This is a genomic window from Haloarcula sp. CBA1115 (genome assembly GCF_000827835.1).
In the GTDB taxonomy this organism is placed as follows: domain Archaea; phylum Halobacteriota; class Halobacteria; order Halobacteriales; family Haloarculaceae; genus Haloarcula; species Haloarcula hispanica.
The window spans coordinates 3187217-3206644 of record NZ_CP010529.1; the positions used below are offsets into that span (position 1 = coordinate 3187217).

Here is a 19428-nt window from a genome sequence, read left to right on the forward strand (position 1 = left end):
CGCCGTCCGTACGACCTCTACACCCTACGATGGACTCGGACGAGACCGCCGATTAACGCCAGCACAAGTGTGACTAACTGGACAGTAAATCCGGGCCCGGAGGCCGAGACCGTCTCGGAGGCTGGCTCCGCACCGCCGCCGCTTTCACCAGTCTCGGCAGTCCCGGACCCGCCCGTACTCGGGGCCGAGTTCGAGCCAACGCGGAGGTCACCGGCACTGACGCCGTTGACCGCGACTGCGCCGTCGACAGCTTCGAACTCCATCGTCACGGTAGTTTGTTCGCCGGCGTCGAGTCGAACGGTCCGAGAAGCGACCGGGTCGCCGTCGACAGTGACCGTCAGCGTCTGTTCGACGGTTTCGTCGGTCGGGTTCTCGACGGTCGCTCGCGCTGATGTGTTGAAGCCGGCCCGGACCCAGTCAGCCATCAGGGATGCATCGGCAACAGTGAGTTCTGCGGGCGTCGGCGTCGATGCATTCGTATTCGAGGAGCTGGCTGTCGTCGTCGGGGTGGACGTATTAGCGACCGGGGAGACGACAGCGATGGTCGAGAGGTTGGACGATGACGCCTGGATAGACGTATTCGTCGCGTTGGCGCTACTGGGTAGCTGACTCCAGGACCCGTTGTGGTACTGGAACACCCGGACGGCGTCCATCGATCCGTTGGTCGGCAGCGCCGATTCGTTGAGCCGCAGGGTGTACCTCACCCGGCTGATGGCAGACGCATTTGCGCCGGAAGTGACGGTCACGTACCCACGCACACCGTCTGCCTGAACTTCGGTCATGTTGTTCGGCGTGGCCTGCGGGCCGAGCATCGTCGCGTTGAACCCATCACTGTCGTTGGTCACGTCGAGCGAGAGTGCAGAGAGGGTGAACGCCGGCGCGGTCTCGGACGGCCCGGAGCGGTTCAGCGATTGGGTGACCGTCGAGTTCGCGGCGTCGGCAGTCACTCGGACAGTGACTCCGTTGTCGATCTGGGACTGCGAGATCGCGGGCGCCTCTGCGCCGCCGCCGTCGTCGGTCTCGTCCGACTCGTCGTCGAGATCGAAGCCGCCACCGCCACCGCCTCCGCCGCCGCCACCGCCTCCGCCACCGCCGTCACTACTGCTTTCGGCTTCGACAGCAAGCGTTTCAGTGGCGGCGTTGCCAATAGCGAGCGAGCGGTTGCCCTCGTTGTCGAAGGAGATACTGAAGGAGACAGTTACTGTTTCACCGCCGGCAATCGGGCCGATAGTTCTGGACTTGAGCGTCTGGTTGGTCTCTGTAAGCGCCGCGGTGTAGTTCCCACTCTCTGTCCCGACGTTTGCGACAGTCGCTGTCACGTCCACTGACTCGCCGGTTTCGGTGGACGAATTACTCAGTCGGGCGTCGCGAACCTCGAACGTCGCGGGTTGGGTCACTGAGATGTTTCCGCCGGAGTCACCGTTGACCGCCACGTCGTACTCTCCGCCGCTCTCGAAGACGTAGACGAAGGAGACCTCGGTCTGTTGACCGCCCGAGAGCGTGACGTTCCTCGTGTCCACGATGTCGTCGTTGGTCTGGAGGCGCACCGGGGAGGTCCCTGTCTCGTCGCCGTTGTTGACAACGGTGGCAGTCACCTCAATCGGTTCGCCTGTCCGAGCGCTCGTCCGGTTCAGGTCGACGGCAGCCGTGTCGAATGCCGCCGGCTCCTTGACCGTGACAGTGCCAGCCCGCTGGCCGTTGATGTCGACTACGTAGTTCCCGCTGTCGTTGAAGACGTGGTTATACGTGATTTCCGTCGCTTCACCGCCCTCCAGCGTCACTTCTCGGCTCTCCGCGATGGAGCCCGCGACGGCGAATTCACCGGTGACAGTCCCCGCTTGGCCACCGGTGTTCGTGAGGGTCGCGCTAAGCTCGACAGAGCCGCCCTGAGTCACGGACTCGCTACTGACCGCCGCGTTGCTGACCTCGAACGTCGCCGGTTCCGTGACCGTCACGCTGGCTCCGAACTGGTTGTCGACGGCGATGTCCCGCGTCCCCGCATCGCTGAACGACTGGACGAACGTGACGGTCGCTTCCTCGCCGCCGTCGAGTGTCACCGACTGCGTGTCTATCGTGTTGCCGTCCTCCTGCAGCCGTACATCGGCTGTCCCGGTCTGATCGCCTTCGTTCCGGACGGACGCGGTGACAGCTATCGGCTCCCCGGTGACGACGTCCGTTCGGTTCAGGTCGACGCTAGTGGTTTCGAACGTCGCCGCCTCGGAGACTCGAACTGTTCCGACCCGCTCGCCGTCGAGGTCGATAGGGTACGTGCCGACGGCGGTGAACGACTCCGTGAACGAGACAGTCGTCGATTCTCCAGGGCCTAATTGCAGTTCCGTGGCGTTCACCCGCTCGTCAGCGACTGTAAGCGGGACCTCGTAGGTACCGGTCTGGTCGCCAGTGTTCGTAACCGTCGCGGTCACCGCGACGCTCTCGCCCTCGCCCACCCTCGTCGTGTTCAGCGCCCTTTCGGAGACTTCGAACGTCGCTGGCTGCTCCACCGTGACGGTCTGAGTCTCGCTACCGACCGTGAACTGGTACGTGCCGGGCTCCTCGAACGTGTGCACGTACGTGTCCGTATCGGATGCATCGGGTTCCAGATCGAACGAGACGGCGTCGACGGCTTCATTCTCCGTTTCGACCCAGAACTCCTGCTTCGCGGTCACGGTCCCATCGTTTCTGGCCGTCACCGTCAGTTCTGCCGCGTCGCCCCGGGTGACCGTTGTTCTGTTCCACTTCGCGTCGGTGACCTGAATATCGGGCTGGCCGACAGTCAGGGTGCCGGCGGTGACACCGCCGACCGTGACCTCGTGGTCGCCCTCGTCAACAATATCTTCGAGTCGATAGCGGACCGTCTCGTTGACTGTCTCTCCGGTCGGGACCGGTATCGACTTCTGGCCGACCTGCGTGCCGCCGACTTCGATAGGCAGTGTAATTGTTCCGCTCTGTCCGCCGGTGTTCTCCACCGTAACCCACAGCTCCGGCTCACGGGTCCCGATGCCGCCCGTGTCCGTGTCAGTATTGACCTGGGTGTCGATGAGCCCGGCGTCCCGAACCTGAATTGAGGCCTCGTCCGCAACTTCGACAGACCCGACCGACTCCCCGTTTATTGTCAGATCGTACGTCCCTTCACTGTCGAAGGTCGGTGAGAACTCCAGCGTCTTCGTACCGCCGTTCTCGATTTCGACGGTCCGGGTGGCGATTTCAGTGCCGTCAGCCCGCAGAACGACATCCTCCGTTGCCGTCCCGTCCCCGTCTCTGGGGTTTTCCATCCAGACGGTTAGCTCAACTGGGTCGTCCGTTACTGTCGATTCGTCACTTAGCTGCCAGTAATCGACCGTGAACAGCGTCAACTCCTCGATAGTGATGGTCGGGCTCGAGCCGGAACCGTCCTGCAGTTCGTATTCCCCGGCAGACAGCTCGTCGAGGGTCCCGGTGTCCAGCGTCCACGAAGCTGTTTCCGTGTCACCGCCACCGACCTCGACATCGAGTTCGTTGACCATCTGAGACTCTCCGGTGTCCGTGTTCTTCAGCGTCGGTGTGACGGTCAGCGCGCCGGTTTTCCCGCCAGTGTTTTCCAGCGTGTGAGTTACTTCGATGTGTTCACCTCGCGTGACCGTAGTTCGGTTGACAGCCGTCTCAGTGACCGTGATATTCGGCGGTTCGACGACGGTCACCGTCCCGGCTGAGACACCGCCGACGGCGAGGTCGTGCTCGCCGGTGTCGTCGAGCGCGACAGGAACGGTCTTGTTCGTCTGCTGGCCGCTGTCGAGTGCAACGTCGACTTGCTCGACTTGCTCGCCGTCAACCGTGACGGCTACTTGTTTCGTGCTGTCGCGGTCTCCGGTGTTTGTAGCCGTGAACTCTACCTGAAACTCCATGTCGGGAACGACCGAGAACGGCGCGTCGTGCGTTCCGGAGCTGTTGGTCTTTGTCGTCGAGGCGTCGGTCACCTTGATAGTCCCTGTCTCGTGATTAGACGCAGCCGCAACGCCCGGCCCAAACATCGGGGCCGTCGACACCGCAACCACAGCCAGTAGCATCATCGCTGATAGCCACAGGCCCGTAATCTTACCCATGGGTTGGCCGATGACAGTATGGTAATTAGTTAGCGGGAACGAATCGCCAAGTAAGGTCCTATTATCGCGCCTACCGTCCGCTACTGCCGGTTCTAGTCTAATAAGGGATGCAGCCAGACATTACAGGTAATGGCCTAGTCACACCACTCCGGCAGTACAGCTGTCACGTCGGTATACATATAGTACCTCAAATGACGTCTGTCCTTTCAATCGTCGCCCAGCACCCGTGGCGCGGTGGCGGCACCGCACGCTGAGCGGACACACAACATCGCAGTTCTGTAGCTATGGGCCACTCACAAGCCGTGCGGTTACACGGTAGCGATGGGAAAGTCAGGTCGGAACGCTATCAGAGGCGCTTGCTCACGTACGGGCCGTCCTGCTTGTACCCCAGTTTCTCCCGGTAGTACTGCCGGACACCGATGCCGGAAATGACGGCCAGTTTCGGGAAGCCGGCGTCCCGGGCCAGTGCCTCCGCTTTCTCCAGCAGTTTCTTTCCGTAGCCTTTGTGCTGGTGGTCCTCATCGTCACCTTCCTGCCCGACGCCGACGGCGTTGCCGTAGACATGGAGTTCGCGGACGATTGCGGCGTCCTGTAGCTCCCGGCGCACCGGGTCGTTGGGGAACCGAAGCCGACAGAAGCCGACGAGGACATCGTTCTCGAAGTCCTCGAAGGAGATGAAGTGTTCCGTGCCGCCACAGGCCTCGTAGGTCATCACGTCGAGTTCGATGTTCTCGGCGACGTCATCGCTGTGTCCGGCCTCCCGACAGCGGATACAGTCACACGTCCAGTCGTGTTCTTCCATCCGCTTCCAGGCGAGTTGCCGGAGGTTCGACTTCCAGACCCCGCCTTCGATGAAGTCAGCCGGGATGTCCCGCTGGACGCGCTGAAGTCGGGTGTAGCGGGGAATCATGTCCTTGATTTCGGCGACTAACTCAGCGGCCTCGTCGTTGTCCAGCGGGTCGAACTCGTCGTTGCGCCACCAGTCGTATGTGACGGTTCCCTCGACAATCAGCGTCGGGTATATCTTGAGGTAGTCGGGCCGCCAGTCCGTCTGGTCGAAGATGCGCCGGAAGTCCTCCAGACACATCTCCTTGGACATCCCGGGCTGGCCTGGCATCATGTGAAAGCCCACCTTGAACCCGGAATCGCGCAGGCGGCGGTTCGCGTCGATGGAGGCCTGCACGCCGTGGCCGCGGTGCATCTCGCGGTTGATCCGCTCGAAGGTCGTCTGGACGCCGACCTCGACTTTCGTCCCGCCGAGGTCGAGCATCCGGTCGATCTGTTCCGGATCACACCAGTCCGGCTTCGTCTCGAACGTGGTGGCGACGTTGCGGACGTCAGCGGTCTCGTTTTCCGCGATGACATCTTCCAGATACCGGAACTCGTAGTCGTCCTCGGCGAAGCTCACGTCCTCCGCGGGCGTCGGTTCTCCGTCCACGTCGAAGTCGTTCATCGCCTCCAGGGCCCGCTTGACGAACCACTCCTGGTAGTCGTGGCTCCGGGCCGTCATCGTCCCGCCCATCACGATGAGTTCGGCCTTGTCGACAGGATGGCCGATCTCCCGCAGTTGGTTGAGTCGGAGGGTCACCTGGCCGTAGGGGTCGTAGTCGTTCTGTTCGCCGCGTGCGGCCGCGGGCTCGTGGCCGGTGTAGGACTGCGCGGAGGAGAACTCCGAATCCGGGCCGCCCGGACAGTACAGGCACTTCCCGTGAGGACACCGCTCGGGTGAGGTCATGATAGCGATAGGGGAGACACCCGAGGCAGTCCGAACGGGCTTGCGCTGGAGGACCTCCTCCAGCACCTCGCGGTGCTCCTGTGGCGCGTAATCGAGCAGTTCGGAGTTTTTCGGCACTTTCGGCGCGGAATACTCTCGACAGACATCTATCTTGGCCGATTCGACGTCGTCGCGCTCGACCTCGCCTGCGAGAATCCGGTCGACCAGCTCCGCACACACCTGCTGGAAGGTCTCTGTCTCGTCTGGGTCCGGCGTCTCCGTGCTCATCGGCGTTGTGCGAAATCGGCGTCTCGGCCGAATAAGCGTGTCGCTCGGGTATCGTCAGCGACGGGGGTGGCCGTGGGGTTCATTGTGCTGTCACACCAAAGAGAGGTATGAGAAGCGAAACGGACGACACCAGGAGCCCCGACCGACCTTCCGCGGCTGTGTGTTCTGTTACAGCGCGGAGTGGGCGTACTACGGTGCGAAGAAGGCAGCCAGGTCCGTCTCGGCGACTGATACGTAGCGGGACCCGGGTCGCAGTCGGCAGCGAATGAGCTGTCTGAAAACAACTCCAGAGTCGTTGAAGCCCCGCCTCAGGCGCTCTACCCCGTTATTTCGAATGATACTGCCAGGGGAGTCTTTTAGTCATTGCTCTCCTCGACTGTGTATATATGCCAGACACGACCAGTGGGTCTGCACAAACTCGCTCCCGGGAATTGACGCCGACGGAACGGTTCCAAGAGTTCATTGCATACATTCCGAGTGGCGATACGATCCCCGACGAGACATGGCGCGGCCGACACCGTAATATCCTCATTCTGCTGCTTGCGCATGTGCCGTTCCTGCTGGCACTCGGGCTGTATTCGGGAACTGAGTCGCTCGTCACGGGCGCGACGCTTCCCGAGATAGACACGCTCCACGTTCTCGCAGAGGTCGGGGTCGTCGTCGGCCTCGCCGTGTTAGCGAGGTTGCCCTGGTTCGGTCGGCGAACGCGAACCGCGCTGGCGACGATGGGACTCGTCACGACGTCCGGGTTCCTGGTCCACTTCTCCGGCGGGTACATCGAGGCTCACTTCCACTTTTTCATCGTGATGGCTGTGGTTGCCGTCTACGAAGACTGGCTGCCGTTCTTCCTCGGCATCGGGTACGTCTCCGTCCAGCACGGGATTTTCGGCATGATCGACCCGAGTCGGGTGTACAACCACTCGGCGGCGATCAACAACCCGTGGGTGTGGGCGTTCATCCACGCGGGCTTCGTTCTGATGCTGGCCGCGGCGCTGATGGCGCACTGGTCGTCGACCGAGCGATCCCGTGAAGCGGCGGAACAACAACTCGAACAGGCCAGAGAGAAGACCCAAGAGGTCGAAAACCTGGAGGAGAAGAAAGCCGAGATGGAACAGGCTATCGCCGAAGCCGAGGAGGCAAAAGCCGAGGCCGAGGCCCGACAGCAAGAGGTCGAAGAGTTCAACGAGCACCTCGAAGCCACGGCCGACGCTTACAGCGCGGCGATGTCCCGGGCGGCCGACGGAGACCTCACGGTCCGGATTGACCCCGACAGCGAGAGTGACGCGATGGCACAGATCGCCGAGTCGTTCAACAAGATGATGACGGAGACGGAGTCGGCGATGGCCGAAATACAGACGTTCTCGCAGGAGGTCGCGTCGACGAGCGACCAGGCCACGGCCGGTGCCAACGAGGCAACGGGGGCCAGCGAAGACATGAGCGAATCGATTCAGGGCATCGCCAGCGGGGCGGTCGACCAGCGTGAGATGCTCGAAACCGTCTCAAGCGAGATGACCGACCTGTCAGCCACCGTCGAGGAGGTCGCCGCTTCGGCCGAAACCGTCGCGGAACGGTCCCGCGAGACAGCCAAGATCGCGGACGACGGCGAGGAGACCGCACAGGAAGCGATAGCGGGCTCCCGAGAGGTCCAGACGGCCATCGATTCGACCGTCGAAAACGTGGAGCGACTGGACGAGAAGATGGCAGAGATCGGTGAGATCGTCGATCTCATCGGCGACATCGCCGAGCAGACGAACATGCTGGCCCTGAATGCCAACATCGAGGCCGCACGGGCCGGAAACGGGTCGGGCGGCGATGGGTTCGCCGTCGTCGCAGACGAGGTCAAACAGCTGGCAGAGGAGACCCAGGCATCGGCGACCGAAATCGAACAGCTCATCGCGGAGACCCAGGCCCAGACCGAAACCACGGTCACAGAGGCACGGGGGGCAAAGCAGGATATGCAGGAGAGTACAGAAGCCGTCGAAGACGTCGTCGACACGTTCACGCAGGTGGCCGAGAACGCCGAGGCGACCGACGACGGGATTCAGGAGATCAGCGACACGACCGACGACCAGGCCGCCACGACCGAGGAAGCGGTGTCGATGGTCGAGGAGGCCGTGGACATCAGCGAGGCGACCGCCGCGGAGACCGAGACCGCCTCCGCGACCGCGCAGGAACAGGCCGCGTCCATGTCGCAGGTCAGTGCCAGCATCGAATCACTCGCCGAGCAGTCCGAACGGCTCCAGACGATGCTGTCGGAGTTCGAAGTCGACAGCCGATAGCGGCTCACTCCTCCCAGTACTCTTTTTCCGCGTTCCTGTCGAGATACGTCGACAGCGTTCGGTCCGCTTTCTCGCCGCCCGGGGGTGACCCGGCGTACAGCCCGACCATCTCCCGGTCGGGGTACACGGTGATATCCGGTTCTTCCATCGTCGAAACCATCAGCAGTCGGAGTTCAGACTCGCCGGCTTCGATTTCGTGCGCACTCTCCTCGCCGGCCGGAAGCGCGACGAAATCGCCCGGCTTGAGTGCGTGTTCCTCAGCGTCGGGGCCGAGCCAGAGCGTGCCGGTCCCGGCCTGGACAAATATCGCTTCCTCGTTGCCTTCGTGGTAGTGGCGCACCCAGAGCCGTTTCCCCGGTGGGACGGCATAGAGGCTCGCGCCGAGTTGTTCGCCCCCGGCGGCGTCACCAAGCTGCTTGCGCCTGAACGTCCGGTCGCCGTGGTCGTGGTCGGTCCAGTCGAGGTCGGCTTCGTTGACGGGGCCGTCGCTCATGCCCGGTCAGACTGCCGGCGGATAGAAAAAGTCCTCTGCGCTACAGTTCGTCGGCCAGCACGTCGAGCGTGGCGTCGAGGACGGCCGGGCGCTCGCCAGCCAGATAGCGGATGGTCCCCTCGCGGACGCTCCGCGTCGCGACGCCGCCTTCGGGAACTCGCTCGCTGACTTCGCTGACTAGCTCGTGCAGGTCCAGGTCGCCGTTGGCACGGACGTACATCGTGTCCGTCGAGATGCCGAGCACGGCGTCGCTCTCGTCGCGGACATCCCGGTGGAGTTCATCCAGCAGGAGCGACTCCGGCGGGAACTCGTACTGGTGGGTAAAGGCGTCCGTGTCGAGCACGGCGATGTCCACGTCACCGACGGTCCGGTGGTCGAGGTTGGCCCGGGCGGTGGACACCTCTTCGTCGACCTTCTCGCGGAACTGCTCGGCGATGTGGCCGGCCAGGCCGCCCACGTCCTCCTCGTCGTCGCCGAACACGAGGTCGGTGATGAGTTCGCGCTTGTCCTCGTAGGACTGGTAGTGGGCTTCGAGCGCGACGGCTTCGCGGAGTTCCGACACGGCGGTCTCGTCGTAGCCGGCCTCGCTGGCGGCCTCGACGTACGGCTCGGGGATGTCCTCCCAGAAGCTCACGGCCGGAAGGTGTTGCAGGTCGTCACGAACGTCTTCGTTGACGTGTGCGGCGACGTTGGCCGCAAGCGCCGTCGAGGTGGTCTCGGAAACGGCGTCAGCGGAGGGGGAGACAACGGCGTCGACCGTGTCGACGACCGCGCCGTCGACGTCGATGTCGTCGATGACGACGCTCGGCGCGCCGTAGACGTTCAGCAGGTCGAAGCCGTCAAGGCTCTCGCGCGTGCCGCCGGCGGCGACGAAGACGAACAGCGGGAGTTTCTCCTCGTGGCGCTCCCGGTTGTCGAGCATCGTCGTCGTGTCCTTCGTCGCGTCGTCCATGTCGTAGACGCCGCCCTCGATTGGTCGCCGGTCGAAGTAGTGGTACTTCGCGTCGGCGCGGCGGTGCTGCTCGGTGACCAGCGGGAGTGCGGCGCGTTCGAGCGCGCTGCCGGCGAGATAGCCGTCCGCGGTGTTGGCGTGGCGGACGATGACCGGACGGTCCGTCAGCACTGCCTTCCGGATCTGGGTCGCCGCTTCGACCAGATCATCGGAGAGGGCCGCAACCGCCGTATCATCGGCGAGCGGTTCGGCCGTGTCAGGTCGGGCCTCGTCGTCGAGGGCGTCGGCGAGCCGCTGTTCGACTTCCTCGCGCTCCTCGGCTTCGAGGACATCGAGCTCCTCGGTCTCGACCTGCAGTTCACCGCGACGCTCGCGGACTTCGCCCGAGAGTCGGACGTAGTCGTCTTCTTCGACCTCGGGGTAGGCGCGGACGCCTGCCTCGACGAAGGCCGCGCAGTCGACAGTGCCGGTCTCGTCCTGCAGTTCGAACACCGTCGGCCCGGAGGTCTGTCGGATGCCGACGACTTCGCCTTCCAGTCGAACGTCCGCACCGACGTGGTCGTCGAGATCGCCGATAGCCGCGGCGACCGGTTCGGCCGTGGTCGCCTCGTCCGTCTGCTCCTCGCTTTCGTCGCTCTCTGCGTCGGCTTCCTCGTCGGACTCGGTCATGACGGCGGTGTTCGACCCGCTGTCGTTGCCGCCGACGGCCGCAGTGCCTTCGACGCGGTCGTCATCGCTGGCCCGACTGACTGCGCCGGCGTTCGTGGCGCTGCTGTCGTCGGATTCGGTGCCTTCGTCCGCGTCCGATTCGTCGTCGCTTTGTCCCGCTGACTCGTCAGTTGAGGGTCGAGACGCCTCCTCGTCCGAATCGTCGGACTGTGTCTCGTCTTCGTCGTCTTCGTTCTCAAGCAGGACGGAGTGACCGATTTCCGGGTCGTCGACGAGGACGCCGCGGAACTCGCGTTCGGACTGGCGGATCGACCAGCCGAGGTCGACGTTGCCGTTGTCCCGTACGTTCTTGACCTGGACGTAGACGGTGTCGCCCGAGTCCCAGTCGAGGGAATCGAGCCGCTGGTCCAGTTCGCTCCGGTGGAGCAGCCCCGTTACGCTGTCGCCGATGTCGACGAACACGCCGAACTCGGCGAAGCCGTCAACACTGCCGCGGTAGTAGCGGTCGACCGATAGCTGGTCGGCACGCGAGCCACGGAACTCGAACAGGGCGTCCTCCTCGTGGAGGTCACAGATGCGTCCTTCGACAGATTTGCCGCAGATGATACACGAACCCATTACACGGTGCAAGCATGTCGGGCCTAAAACGGTTGTCGAATTCCGGACGAACCAAACGGGGCCGCTATTCGAACATCTCGCTCTCTTCTTCCAGTAGTTCGAGCCCTGAAGCGACCGCTTTCGCCTGTTCAGGGAACAGAGCGACCTCGATTTCGCTTCCCTGTTCGTCTTCGAAGGCAATTTTCACGCGCTTGTCGCCGTACTCGCGAACGTCGACGCCCTCCACATCGTACATCTTGATCGTCGCTTCCTTGTTCGACGGGCCGACGCTCTTGAACGCTCCATCTTTGAGTTCCAGCATGAACTGGTCGATGTCGATACTGAGCATCGTGTGGAAACGCACGCCGGCGGACCCTAAAACCCGTAGTCAGCGGCCAGCACCGAGACGGCCTGAAAGCCCCGGAAGCCGTAGCCGAAAATAATTGCGGCGGGGACGGCTCCGACGATTGCGGCCACGGGGAGCCGGATATTGTGGACGACGGCAGTGCCGAGCAGGTACAGGCCCGCGCCCCAGGCGGTGACGAGCACCCGGACTTCTGCGCTGGGCAGACCCGCCAGCAGACAGGGGGCCATCGCGTAGCACATCACTTGGACGGTTTCGCTCACGCCGCCGCGGTCCGACGCGACGGGGAGCAGTCCGAGGGGAAGCAACAGCAGCGTCTGTAGCGCCGCCGTCAGATGCACCGTCGCCGGCGTGACGAACACGAGAATAGCAAACAGCGCCAGTACCGCGACGCCGGGCGAGAAGCCACCGATAGCGGGGTAGTCGAACGGCCCCGTAGACAGCAGTCCCCGCTGGGCCAGCTTGACGACGGCGTAACGGCTCACCTCCTCGAAGAGGACTACTGTCGCCGCAAACACCAGCCCCGGGGCCTGGTCACCCGGCGCGACGCCGGTCCGGAAGAACCGCCGCGGACGGCGGAGTATTTCCACCCACGCACGCACCAGCGCGGCTGGCCCGCGGTCCCGGCCACCGGTCGGATTCTCGACCCACTGAGTCACGCCTGAAACTTGGGCGCGAGCCGGTTTGACCGTTTCCTTCTATCCGTCAGCGATCCCCTTCGGCTCGGACACGCACAGCGGTCCTCACGGCTAATCGTCCGCTCCGACGTTCTCCGTACTCTCGAAACACGCCGAGTCCGGCTCGATGTTCGCGTACTTGACTGCTTCCTCACCGAGCGACGTCACGCGTTCCTCGATATCGGCGTCGACTATCTGACCGTCAGCGATGTGATTGTGTGCGTTCGGAACCGCGGCCTGATGCGGGATGACCCAGCAGTTCAGCGCCCGGCAGACCGAGCGGAGGTGTTCGAGCGCGGTGATGGGAAAGCCCCCGCCGGCGACCGCTAGCAATCCCACGGTTTTGTGTTCGAACTCGTCGAAGCCACAGTAGTCGAGTGCGTTCTTCAGCACGCCGGAATAGGACCCGTGATACACCGGCGTCCCCAGCAGAATTGAATCAGCCGCGTGAACTCTATCGGCGAACTCGACAGCGTCGCCGACCTCGCGATGGTCGGCATCGAACACCGGTAGGTCGAATTCCTGAAGATCCAGCAGTTCCGTGGTCGCCCCCAACTCCTCGGCGGCGACGAGCGCGCGCTCGATACCGACCCTGGTGTAGCTCTCCTCTCTGAGACTGCCGACGACACCGACGATGTGTGGTTCGGACATGTCGGGTCTATGGAGTGGGGCCGGTATATCGATGGGGGAGACGAGGCGCAGCGCTAGTCCCTTTCCGGCTGTCGGTTTGTCAGGCCATGAAGGTCGCTCTGGCCGACGCTCAGTTGTCGTGGTAGACGTAGAGGAGGTTCGGATACGGGATGTACGCGACACGTTCGAGCCCGCCACTGCCGACCTCCTTCTTCAGATGGACACCGTTCGACCCCTCGACCACGTCGTGAATGTTCTTGATTTCGGTGCCGTCACTCAGCTCAGCTGTCATGTGTGACATTATACTCCATAGGGACCCTGGTCGTAAAGCACCCCGGGCTGTGCGTGGTCGACGACAGCAGTCGATGAGTGGCTGGCGGATTACGCATGTTCGCTACGCTAACGGCTGCAAAAGGAGTCCGTGGCTCAGGAGCCGAGCTGAACCTTCTCGGACGACGCTTCCTCACGGGAGCGGTGGCCGAGGTCGGCTTTCAACGCCTCGATAGCCTCCTCAGGGTCGGTCTCCGAATCGAAGACCCGGTCGAAACCGAGCGCTTTGAACGTCTCGCGCGTCTCCTCGAAGGAGTCCTGCCCGACAGCGAGGTTGCCGCCGATGTAGGTCGTCACGTCCAGACCCGCCTCGTTGATCTGCTGCTGGAACCCCTGACAATCCTGCTCGGCGTGGCCGTACAGCGACGAAACGAGTATCGCTTCGGCGTCGTGTTCATCCGCGGCGTCGATGAACTCCGACTGGGACGACTGGACACCGAGGTTGACTACGTTGAACCCTGCCGCTTCGAACGCTCGTTCCAGAATGGTAATCCCAACGACGTGCGCGTCGGAGCCGATGACACCGAGGATGACTGTCCTCATACAAGACCACCAATGGGTGTCAACTACATAAACCTAATGATAAACCATGATAGATTATGGGAATGGTTCACACACCGGGGAGAGGATATTAGCCATGATAGCCCAAACGAACCGATAGACACAGCATCTATGGTACGCGACACGATTCAGCATCTGGCAGATCCCCGGGTACTGCGCCGCCTATCGCGTCAGTCCACCCACTGTGGCACCCGCTCGGAACAATCTGTCTGTCCGTCGTCGGGACACGCATGACGACCATCCGCCGAGCCTTCGACGCCGACGCCGACGGCATCCGCCGGGTCGCACGGGCGGCGTGGCACGACGCCTACGACTCGCTGGACTCCGACGTCATCGACGAGACGATATCCGACTGGTACGCCGACCCGCTGGGCAGCGCGCTCCACGGGTGGGCCGGCGGCGTCCCCGCCAACGACCTCGACGACATCGAGGCGACGTTACTGGTTGCCGAACAGGACGGCGAAATCATCGGCTTCACCCAGGGCATCACCATGCATACGATGGGGACGATGCTGCGGCTGTACGTCCACCCGGACTACCACGGGGAGGGTGTCGGGACGGCGCTGTACGACCGGCTCGAAGACATCTTTCTGGAACACGGCGTTGAGCAGTTCCGGGCGCTCGACCTGGCCTCGAACGACCGGAGCCGGGAGTTCTTCGAGAACCTCGGCTTCGAGCGGACCAAGACTCGGACACTCACTATCGGCGGCGATCCCTACGACGAGGCCGTGTATTCCCGCGAGCTGTCGCCCGAAGAAGGCGACGAGTAGCGTCAGCAAACGCGATCCGTCTCAGATACCACTGACCGTCTCGATGAGCCCGACCGATTCGAGGGCCATCCAGCAGACGAACACCACGTACAGACCAAGCAACGTGTACGCTTCGCGGTCAGAGAGTTCGAGGTCCGTCCGGATGAACACGATGAACACCAGCGTCACGAACCCCAGAAACCCCATCGTCGGAATCGCCACGAGAAAGTCGATTGTCGCCCGCCCTGCAAGGAGGACGCCGACGGGAATCGCCACCAGCAGATTGAACGTATTGCTTCCCAGAACGTTCGTCAGACTCGTGACGCTGTCGTCGTTTTTCGCGGCCCGGACGCTGACGAAGGCATCAGGGAGGCTCGTCCCGGCGGCGATGACGGTCAACCCCCAGAGGAACGTCGGCGTGTCGAAGATGACACCGAGGGCGAGCGCGCCCTGAACCATCCCCTCGACGCCGACCGTGATGACGACGAGTCCGACCCCCAGCATTCCCCACTCCCGTCCCGGACGGACGCTGTGGGTTTCGTCTGCGACGTGCTCGCTGGCGTCCTGCTGGTGCAAGAAGACGTAGATACCGTAGGCCATGAGCGGAACGGCGACGAGCGTCGGGGTCAGGATAGCCGCCCGATTGGTCCCGCCCGGAACGTACGTCGCCCCGAGCGCGAACACGATGAACAGGATGAGGACGCTGATGACGTAGAACTGGGCGTCTTTGTGGACGATGTCACGCGTCGACCGGAGTTCTTCGCTCGACAGCGCCGCGAGGGCCGGAATCACGAGCAGATTGAATATCGCGCTCCCGACGATTGCACCGACGCCCAGCGAGAACTCGTCGTGGACGACGGTGCTGATAACGACCGAACTTATCTCGGGAAAGCTCGACCCGACGGCGACGACGATTGCGCCGTGAACCGCCACCGGTAACCCGTAGTACTTGCTCAGCCGTTCTGCGGCCCGCTCGAAGTACGCGCTCCCTTTCCAGATGACAGCGGTTGCGACGACGATGAGAGCGACCGAACCCAGCAAGCCAGCCATTGTGGACGTATTGACCGCACGGGTTCAAGGGTGTATGCCACTGGCGGTCAGCGCTGGAGGCGCGCGACCGCCTCGCCGTCGCTGTTCTCGACATCGACTAGCCCGTCGTCGGCCAAATCCTCCAGAAGCCCTCGGAGCCATTCGCGGCCGTACTCCCCCTCGGGCGCGTAGTCCACGCGCACACGCGGCCCCAACTGGTCCAGTTGTAGCTCGTCGTACTCCTTGAGCGCCGAGATGACGCGGCCGCGCATCTGTCGACGGCTCCCCTCGAACTCGGGCTGGGTCGGGACGTCCGGCGCGGTGAAATCGCCCGTTTCGTAGGCCGAACACCACTCACGCCACGGGCACTGCGCGCCGTCACAATCCGGCGTCTTTTCGCAGGCAACCCCGCCCAGTTCCATGATGGCGTTGTTCCAGACTCGCGACTGGCCCCCGGGCATGAGTTTGCTTGCGGCCGCTTCAAACTCTGAATCGTCGTCCGGCACGTCGAAGACGCGGTACAGGACACGCTTGACGTTCGTATCGACGACGGCGTTCCCGTTGTTGAACGCGAAGGAGGCGACGGCGTTGGCGGTGTAGGGACCGACACCCATCAGGTCGCTGAGGCCGTCCGGGTCGCGGGGCCACTCGCCGTCGTAGTCGTCGACCACTTGGCCGGCCGCCTCGTGGAGGTACTTCGCACGATTGTTGTAGCCCAGCGAGTGACTGGTCCAGAAGCCCACGACATCCGAACGGTCGGCCTCGGCCAGGGCCGCCGCAGTCGGCCAGCGGTCCAGAAAGTCCTCCCAGGCGTCGACGACCCGGTCCAGTTGGGTCTGCTGGCTCATCACTTCGGAAACGAGAATCTCGTAGGGGTCAGTCGTCTCCCGCCACGGGTACGAGCGGTGGTCCGCCTCGTACCACTCCACGAGCGCGTCCTGGACAGCCGACGGGTCCGCGGGCACGGCCCCATGACGGTCCGTCGCTGTCGACTGGTCGGTCATACCCCCGTTTAGCCCTGTCCCGATTTGTGCGTGGCGGTCGTTGCCGCCCATCCCGTCGGCTGTACGTCTGGAAAGAATCGCCGCCCTGAGATGGCGGATATCTTACAGTAGTTACAGCCAACAGTATCAGTCGTCGACTTCGGACCGTCCCCACTCGAACTCGGTCCCGTACCAGTCCGGCTCGTCCTCGCTGAACACGTCCGCGAACACGAACATCGCGCCGTCGGGGTAGGTCGTATCGATGTACAGCCGCCAACCGTGGGCCTCCGCGATGGTCTTGACGATAGAGAGGCCGAGCCCGGTACCGTCCGCGCTCGTCGTGTGACCGTACTCGAAGATGTTGTCGACCGCTTCGCTCGGAATCCCCGGCCCGTCGTCGGCAACGTAGAAGCCGTGTTCCGTCAGCCCGACCGTGACGGTCACCTTCGGGCCGACGTGGTCGAGGGCGTTGCGAAACAGGTTCTCGAGGGCTCGCAAGAGCCGCGTCCGGTCGGCGTCGATGGTTCGACTGCCCGCGACCTCGATGCTGGCGCTTTTGTTGTCGATGTTGTCCCACGCATCGGTGACGACGGCCTCCAGCGGAACCGGGGCCGTCTCCTCGACGCTTGCGCCCTTTCTCGTCAGCGTCAACACGTCGTCGATTATGGACTCGATACGGTCGTGTGCGTCTTCGAGTTTCTCGATGTGTGACTGGAGGTCGGTCGAATCCGTCTCCGGGTCCGACAGCCGCGTCGCAAGCAGTTCGACGTGGCCCCGGGCGACCGTAAGCGGGTTTCGGAGATCGTGGCTCAGTGTCGACGCGAACTCGTCCAGCCGCTCGTTCTGACGTTCGAGTTCGTGGCTCGACCGCTCGGCCTCCTCGCGGGCCGCCTGGGCCTGGCGGATCTGACTCCGGAGCGTGTCCCGCATATTTCCGAAGGCGTCGTACAGCCTCCCGATCTCGTCCTGCCGGGCTGTCGAGATGTCAACGCCGAGGTCACCCTGTTCCATGGCCTGCGTCCGGTTACGGAGCTGTCTCAGGGGCCGAACCGTATGCCGTCCGAAAAGATATCCCGCGATGCCCAGCGCGGCGACTGCCGTCCCGATGACAGCGAGGAAGCCCCAGCGGACGAGCCGACTCGTTCCGTACAGTGTCTCTTGCGTCGCACTCGTCGTGACCACCCACGACGTACCGTTGACGGGCGTGTACGTCGCGACATGGGACCCCGTTTCGATAGTCGTCGTTCGGCCCGCTGTTGCGGCCCGGAGACCGTCCTGACTGATGGGCACGGAACCACCCTGGCCCCCGATAAGCGGGTCTCCGTCCCCAGTGAGCAGTTGCGTCTCGAACCCGTCGCGCCCGTCCTGAAACTGCTCGACCGGGACCCGGGCAACCAGCACTAGTGCTCCATCGCCATCGGAGACGGGAGTCACGAACGCCATCGAGTGGTTGTCACCGTCCGCGTATGCTGTCGAGTGGATAACTGTGCCAGTGTCGGTGGAGCCGTTCATCGTCGCCATCACGGGGGACTCCCACGCGGGTTCGACCGCCCGCGGTGGCCGGCCTTCTGTGTTCGTTCCGGTGCTCGCGACGACTATCTGAGAGTTGTCGACGGTGGAGACGTAGTGAAGCGAACGAATCTGTGACGACTCTGCCGTGGCTGCTGTCGTAAGGTACTGTCTGATATCTGCGGGCGTCCCAGTGACGTACACCCCTGCGGCTGCGATAGCGATGGCCTCCGTCTCGGTGGTCGTCCGCCACTGCCCGATACTGTCGGCGCGATGCGTGGCCGACGTTTCGAGGTCCGTCACCGCGTCGCTGACGACCCGGTCCTGTATCTGCAGGTAGCTGCCGAAGCCGACGGCTGCGAGTACGACGACGATTACCGCCAGCGCGACAGCGAACTTCGCCACGTAGTTACGCGTGTACACGTCCGGGAGGACTGCGTGAAGCCGCTCTAGCAGCCCGTCGGGCTGGCTGGACGCTGCTGTCTCGTCCCCACCACCTGTCATTATCTAATCTGAATCCTTCGGTAGTTGACCGCTACCAACCGTTATGTTCAGTCCATGATATAATTTATCATATGTTATAATCGTAGACATCCGTGTTTCGAGGGAGCGGTCCCAGACGAGTCGTAAGGGGTTTCCTCGCGCTCACCGTCCCCGTTCGTATGAGCCTCGACGATCTACAGGAGGATATCGAAGCGGCGTACGGCGACTTCGACGACGAGTTCGAACTGTCCATCGACCGCGAGACGCGCAACGAACTCGCGATGCTGTCAGTCGCACTCGACCCGGACGACCCGGACGAACTCGTCAGGCGCGCGGTCCATATGCTGTTTCAGTCGACCGTCGACCGCGGGACGCTGGATTTCCACCTCCGGTCGAGCTACGACTGTACGTACGACGAGTACCTCTCGGGGATGACCTTCGACCAGATGACCGGGAACGACTTCCCTCAGCAACAGGACAAGGACGACCGGCGCTACCAGTTTTAAACGAAGAGCCCAAGCGCCGGCACCGTTACCGTACCGAGGACGACCGAACGAAACATCCCGAGCGCCCCGCAAGCAGAATACGAAACACGGTCGTCTGAATCGGCTCCAGGGATCGCTGCAAGAGGGCCGACATAGCTCCCATATACATGAGATTAGTTAACAGTTAGTGGTGCTATAGAGTCTTTCCTCGCTACTTGTACGGCGAAGATATCCGCGACACGGCAACTGCCTCACCCAGCTATCCGTCAGGACAGCGTCTCTGCCGGGAACCGCCCCTGGGTTGAGAGCCCCGCTGACACGAAATAGGCAGTGCGTCCCAACAATGATCGGGGTCGAATCGCGTACCCCACTCACCACCGCCCATAGCCAAGACAGACTACCATCTGTTTCCGATAGTCTTTGCCAAAATATCAATAAATGAAACAGATGTTCCGAGCTACTGTCTTTTATCTTCCGTTAAATACAGCACAAACGGCCGATTCTAACACAATATGTGAGGTGTCGAACAGACTTATTCAAGTTTGATAGTTGGAGGG

15 protein-coding genes are annotated in these 19428 nt (G+C 63.0%); 3 read left to right on the top strand and 12 right to left on the bottom strand.

Annotation, left to right across the window (positions count from 1 at the left end):
- Positions 1–17: 17 nt before the first annotated feature.
- Positions 18–4079 (bottom strand): CARDB domain-containing protein, encoded by a 4062-nt coding sequence (locus SG26_RS15955; RefSeq protein ID WP_228841564.1) that lies wholly within the window; start codon positions 4077–4079, stop codon positions 18–20.
- A gap of 346 nt (positions 4080–4425) precedes the next feature.
- Positions 4426–6081, bottom strand: a complete 1656-nt coding sequence (locus SG26_RS15960) for a tRNA uridine(34) 5-carboxymethylaminomethyl modification radical SAM/GNAT enzyme Elp3 (protein ID WP_050038107.1) — start codon at positions 6079–6081, stop codon at positions 4426–4428.
- Positions 6082–6467: 386 nt separating this feature from the next.
- Between SG26_RS15960 and SG26_RS15965 the strand changes: the two genes are divergently transcribed.
- Positions 6468–8360, top strand: a complete 1893-nt coding sequence (locus SG26_RS15965; RefSeq protein ID WP_050038108.1) for a methyl-accepting chemotaxis protein — start codon at positions 6468–6470, stop codon at positions 8358–8360.
- A gap of 4 nt (positions 8361–8364) precedes the next feature.
- On the opposite strand, the gene SG26_RS15970 is transcribed toward SG26_RS15965, so the two are convergent.
- The 7 genes from SG26_RS15970 to glmS all read right to left on the bottom strand — a co-directional run bounded on the left by SG26_RS15970 (position 8365) and on the right by glmS (position 13615).
- Entirely contained in the window at positions 8365–8853 is a 489-nt protein-coding gene (locus tag SG26_RS15970; RefSeq protein ID WP_014040431.1) for a cupin domain-containing protein, read from the bottom strand.
- Positions 8854–8893: 40 nt separating this feature from the next.
- Entirely contained in the window at positions 8894–11092 is a 2199-nt protein-coding gene (locus SG26_RS15975; protein ID WP_050038109.1) for a DHH family phosphoesterase, read from the bottom strand.
- 64 nt (positions 11093–11156) lie between these two features.
- On the bottom strand, positions 11157–11420 hold the full coding sequence (locus tag SG26_RS15980) for a hypothetical protein (RefSeq protein WP_004592637.1): 264 nt from the start codon (positions 11418–11420) through the stop codon (positions 11157–11159).
- A 26-nt stretch (positions 11421–11446) separates the two neighbouring features.
- A complete protein-coding gene (locus SG26_RS15985; RefSeq protein WP_050038110.1) occupies positions 11447–12094 on the bottom strand; it encodes a YIP1 family protein in 648 nt (215 codons plus the stop codon).
- A 90-nt stretch (positions 12095–12184) separates the two neighbouring features.
- Entirely contained in the window at positions 12185–12763 is a 579-nt protein-coding gene (locus SG26_RS15990) for an NADPH-dependent FMN reductase (RefSeq protein ID WP_050038111.1), read from the bottom strand.
- A 109-nt stretch (positions 12764–12872) separates the two neighbouring features.
- Entirely contained in the window at positions 12873–13043 is a 171-nt protein-coding gene (locus SG26_RS21700; protein WP_004518074.1) for a hypothetical protein, read from the bottom strand.
- Positions 13044–13168: 125 nt separating this feature from the next.
- Complete coding sequence (glmS, locus tag SG26_RS15995; protein WP_014040435.1) at positions 13169–13615, bottom strand: methylaspartate mutase subunit S; 447 nt, start codon at positions 13613–13615, stop codon at positions 13169–13171.
- A gap of 248 nt (positions 13616–13863) precedes the next feature.
- Between glmS and SG26_RS16000 the strand changes: the two genes are divergently transcribed.
- Positions 13864–14403, top strand: coding sequence for a GNAT family N-acetyltransferase (locus SG26_RS16000; protein WP_014040436.1), 540 nt, complete (start codon positions 13864–13866; stop codon positions 14401–14403).
- A gap of 21 nt (positions 14404–14424) precedes the next feature.
- Here SG26_RS16000 and SG26_RS16005 read toward each other — a convergent pair whose 3' ends face one another.
- The 3 genes from SG26_RS16005 to SG26_RS16015 form a co-directional block, all read right to left on the bottom strand.
- Positions 14425–15432: a sodium:calcium antiporter gene (locus SG26_RS16005; protein ID WP_014040437.1), complete on the bottom strand. Its 1008-nt coding sequence runs from the start codon at positions 15430–15432 to the stop codon at positions 14425–14427.
- A 47-nt stretch (positions 15433–15479) separates the two neighbouring features.
- Positions 15480–16415 (bottom strand): A/G-specific adenine glycosylase, encoded by a 936-nt coding sequence (locus SG26_RS16010; protein ID WP_050038299.1) that lies wholly within the window; start codon positions 16413–16415, stop codon positions 15480–15482.
- A 126-nt stretch (positions 16416–16541) separates the two neighbouring features.
- Complete coding sequence (locus SG26_RS16015; protein WP_050038112.1) at positions 16542–18407, bottom strand: ATP-binding protein; 1866 nt, start codon at positions 18405–18407, stop codon at positions 16542–16544.
- A gap of 158 nt (positions 18408–18565) precedes the next feature.
- On the opposite strand from SG26_RS16015, the gene SG26_RS16020 reads away from it, so the two are divergent.
- On the top strand, positions 18566–18892 hold the full coding sequence (locus SG26_RS16020; RefSeq protein ID WP_008309033.1) for a hypothetical protein: 327 nt from the start codon (positions 18566–18568) through the stop codon (positions 18890–18892).
- The last annotated feature ends 536 nt before the right edge of the window (positions 18893–19428 follow it).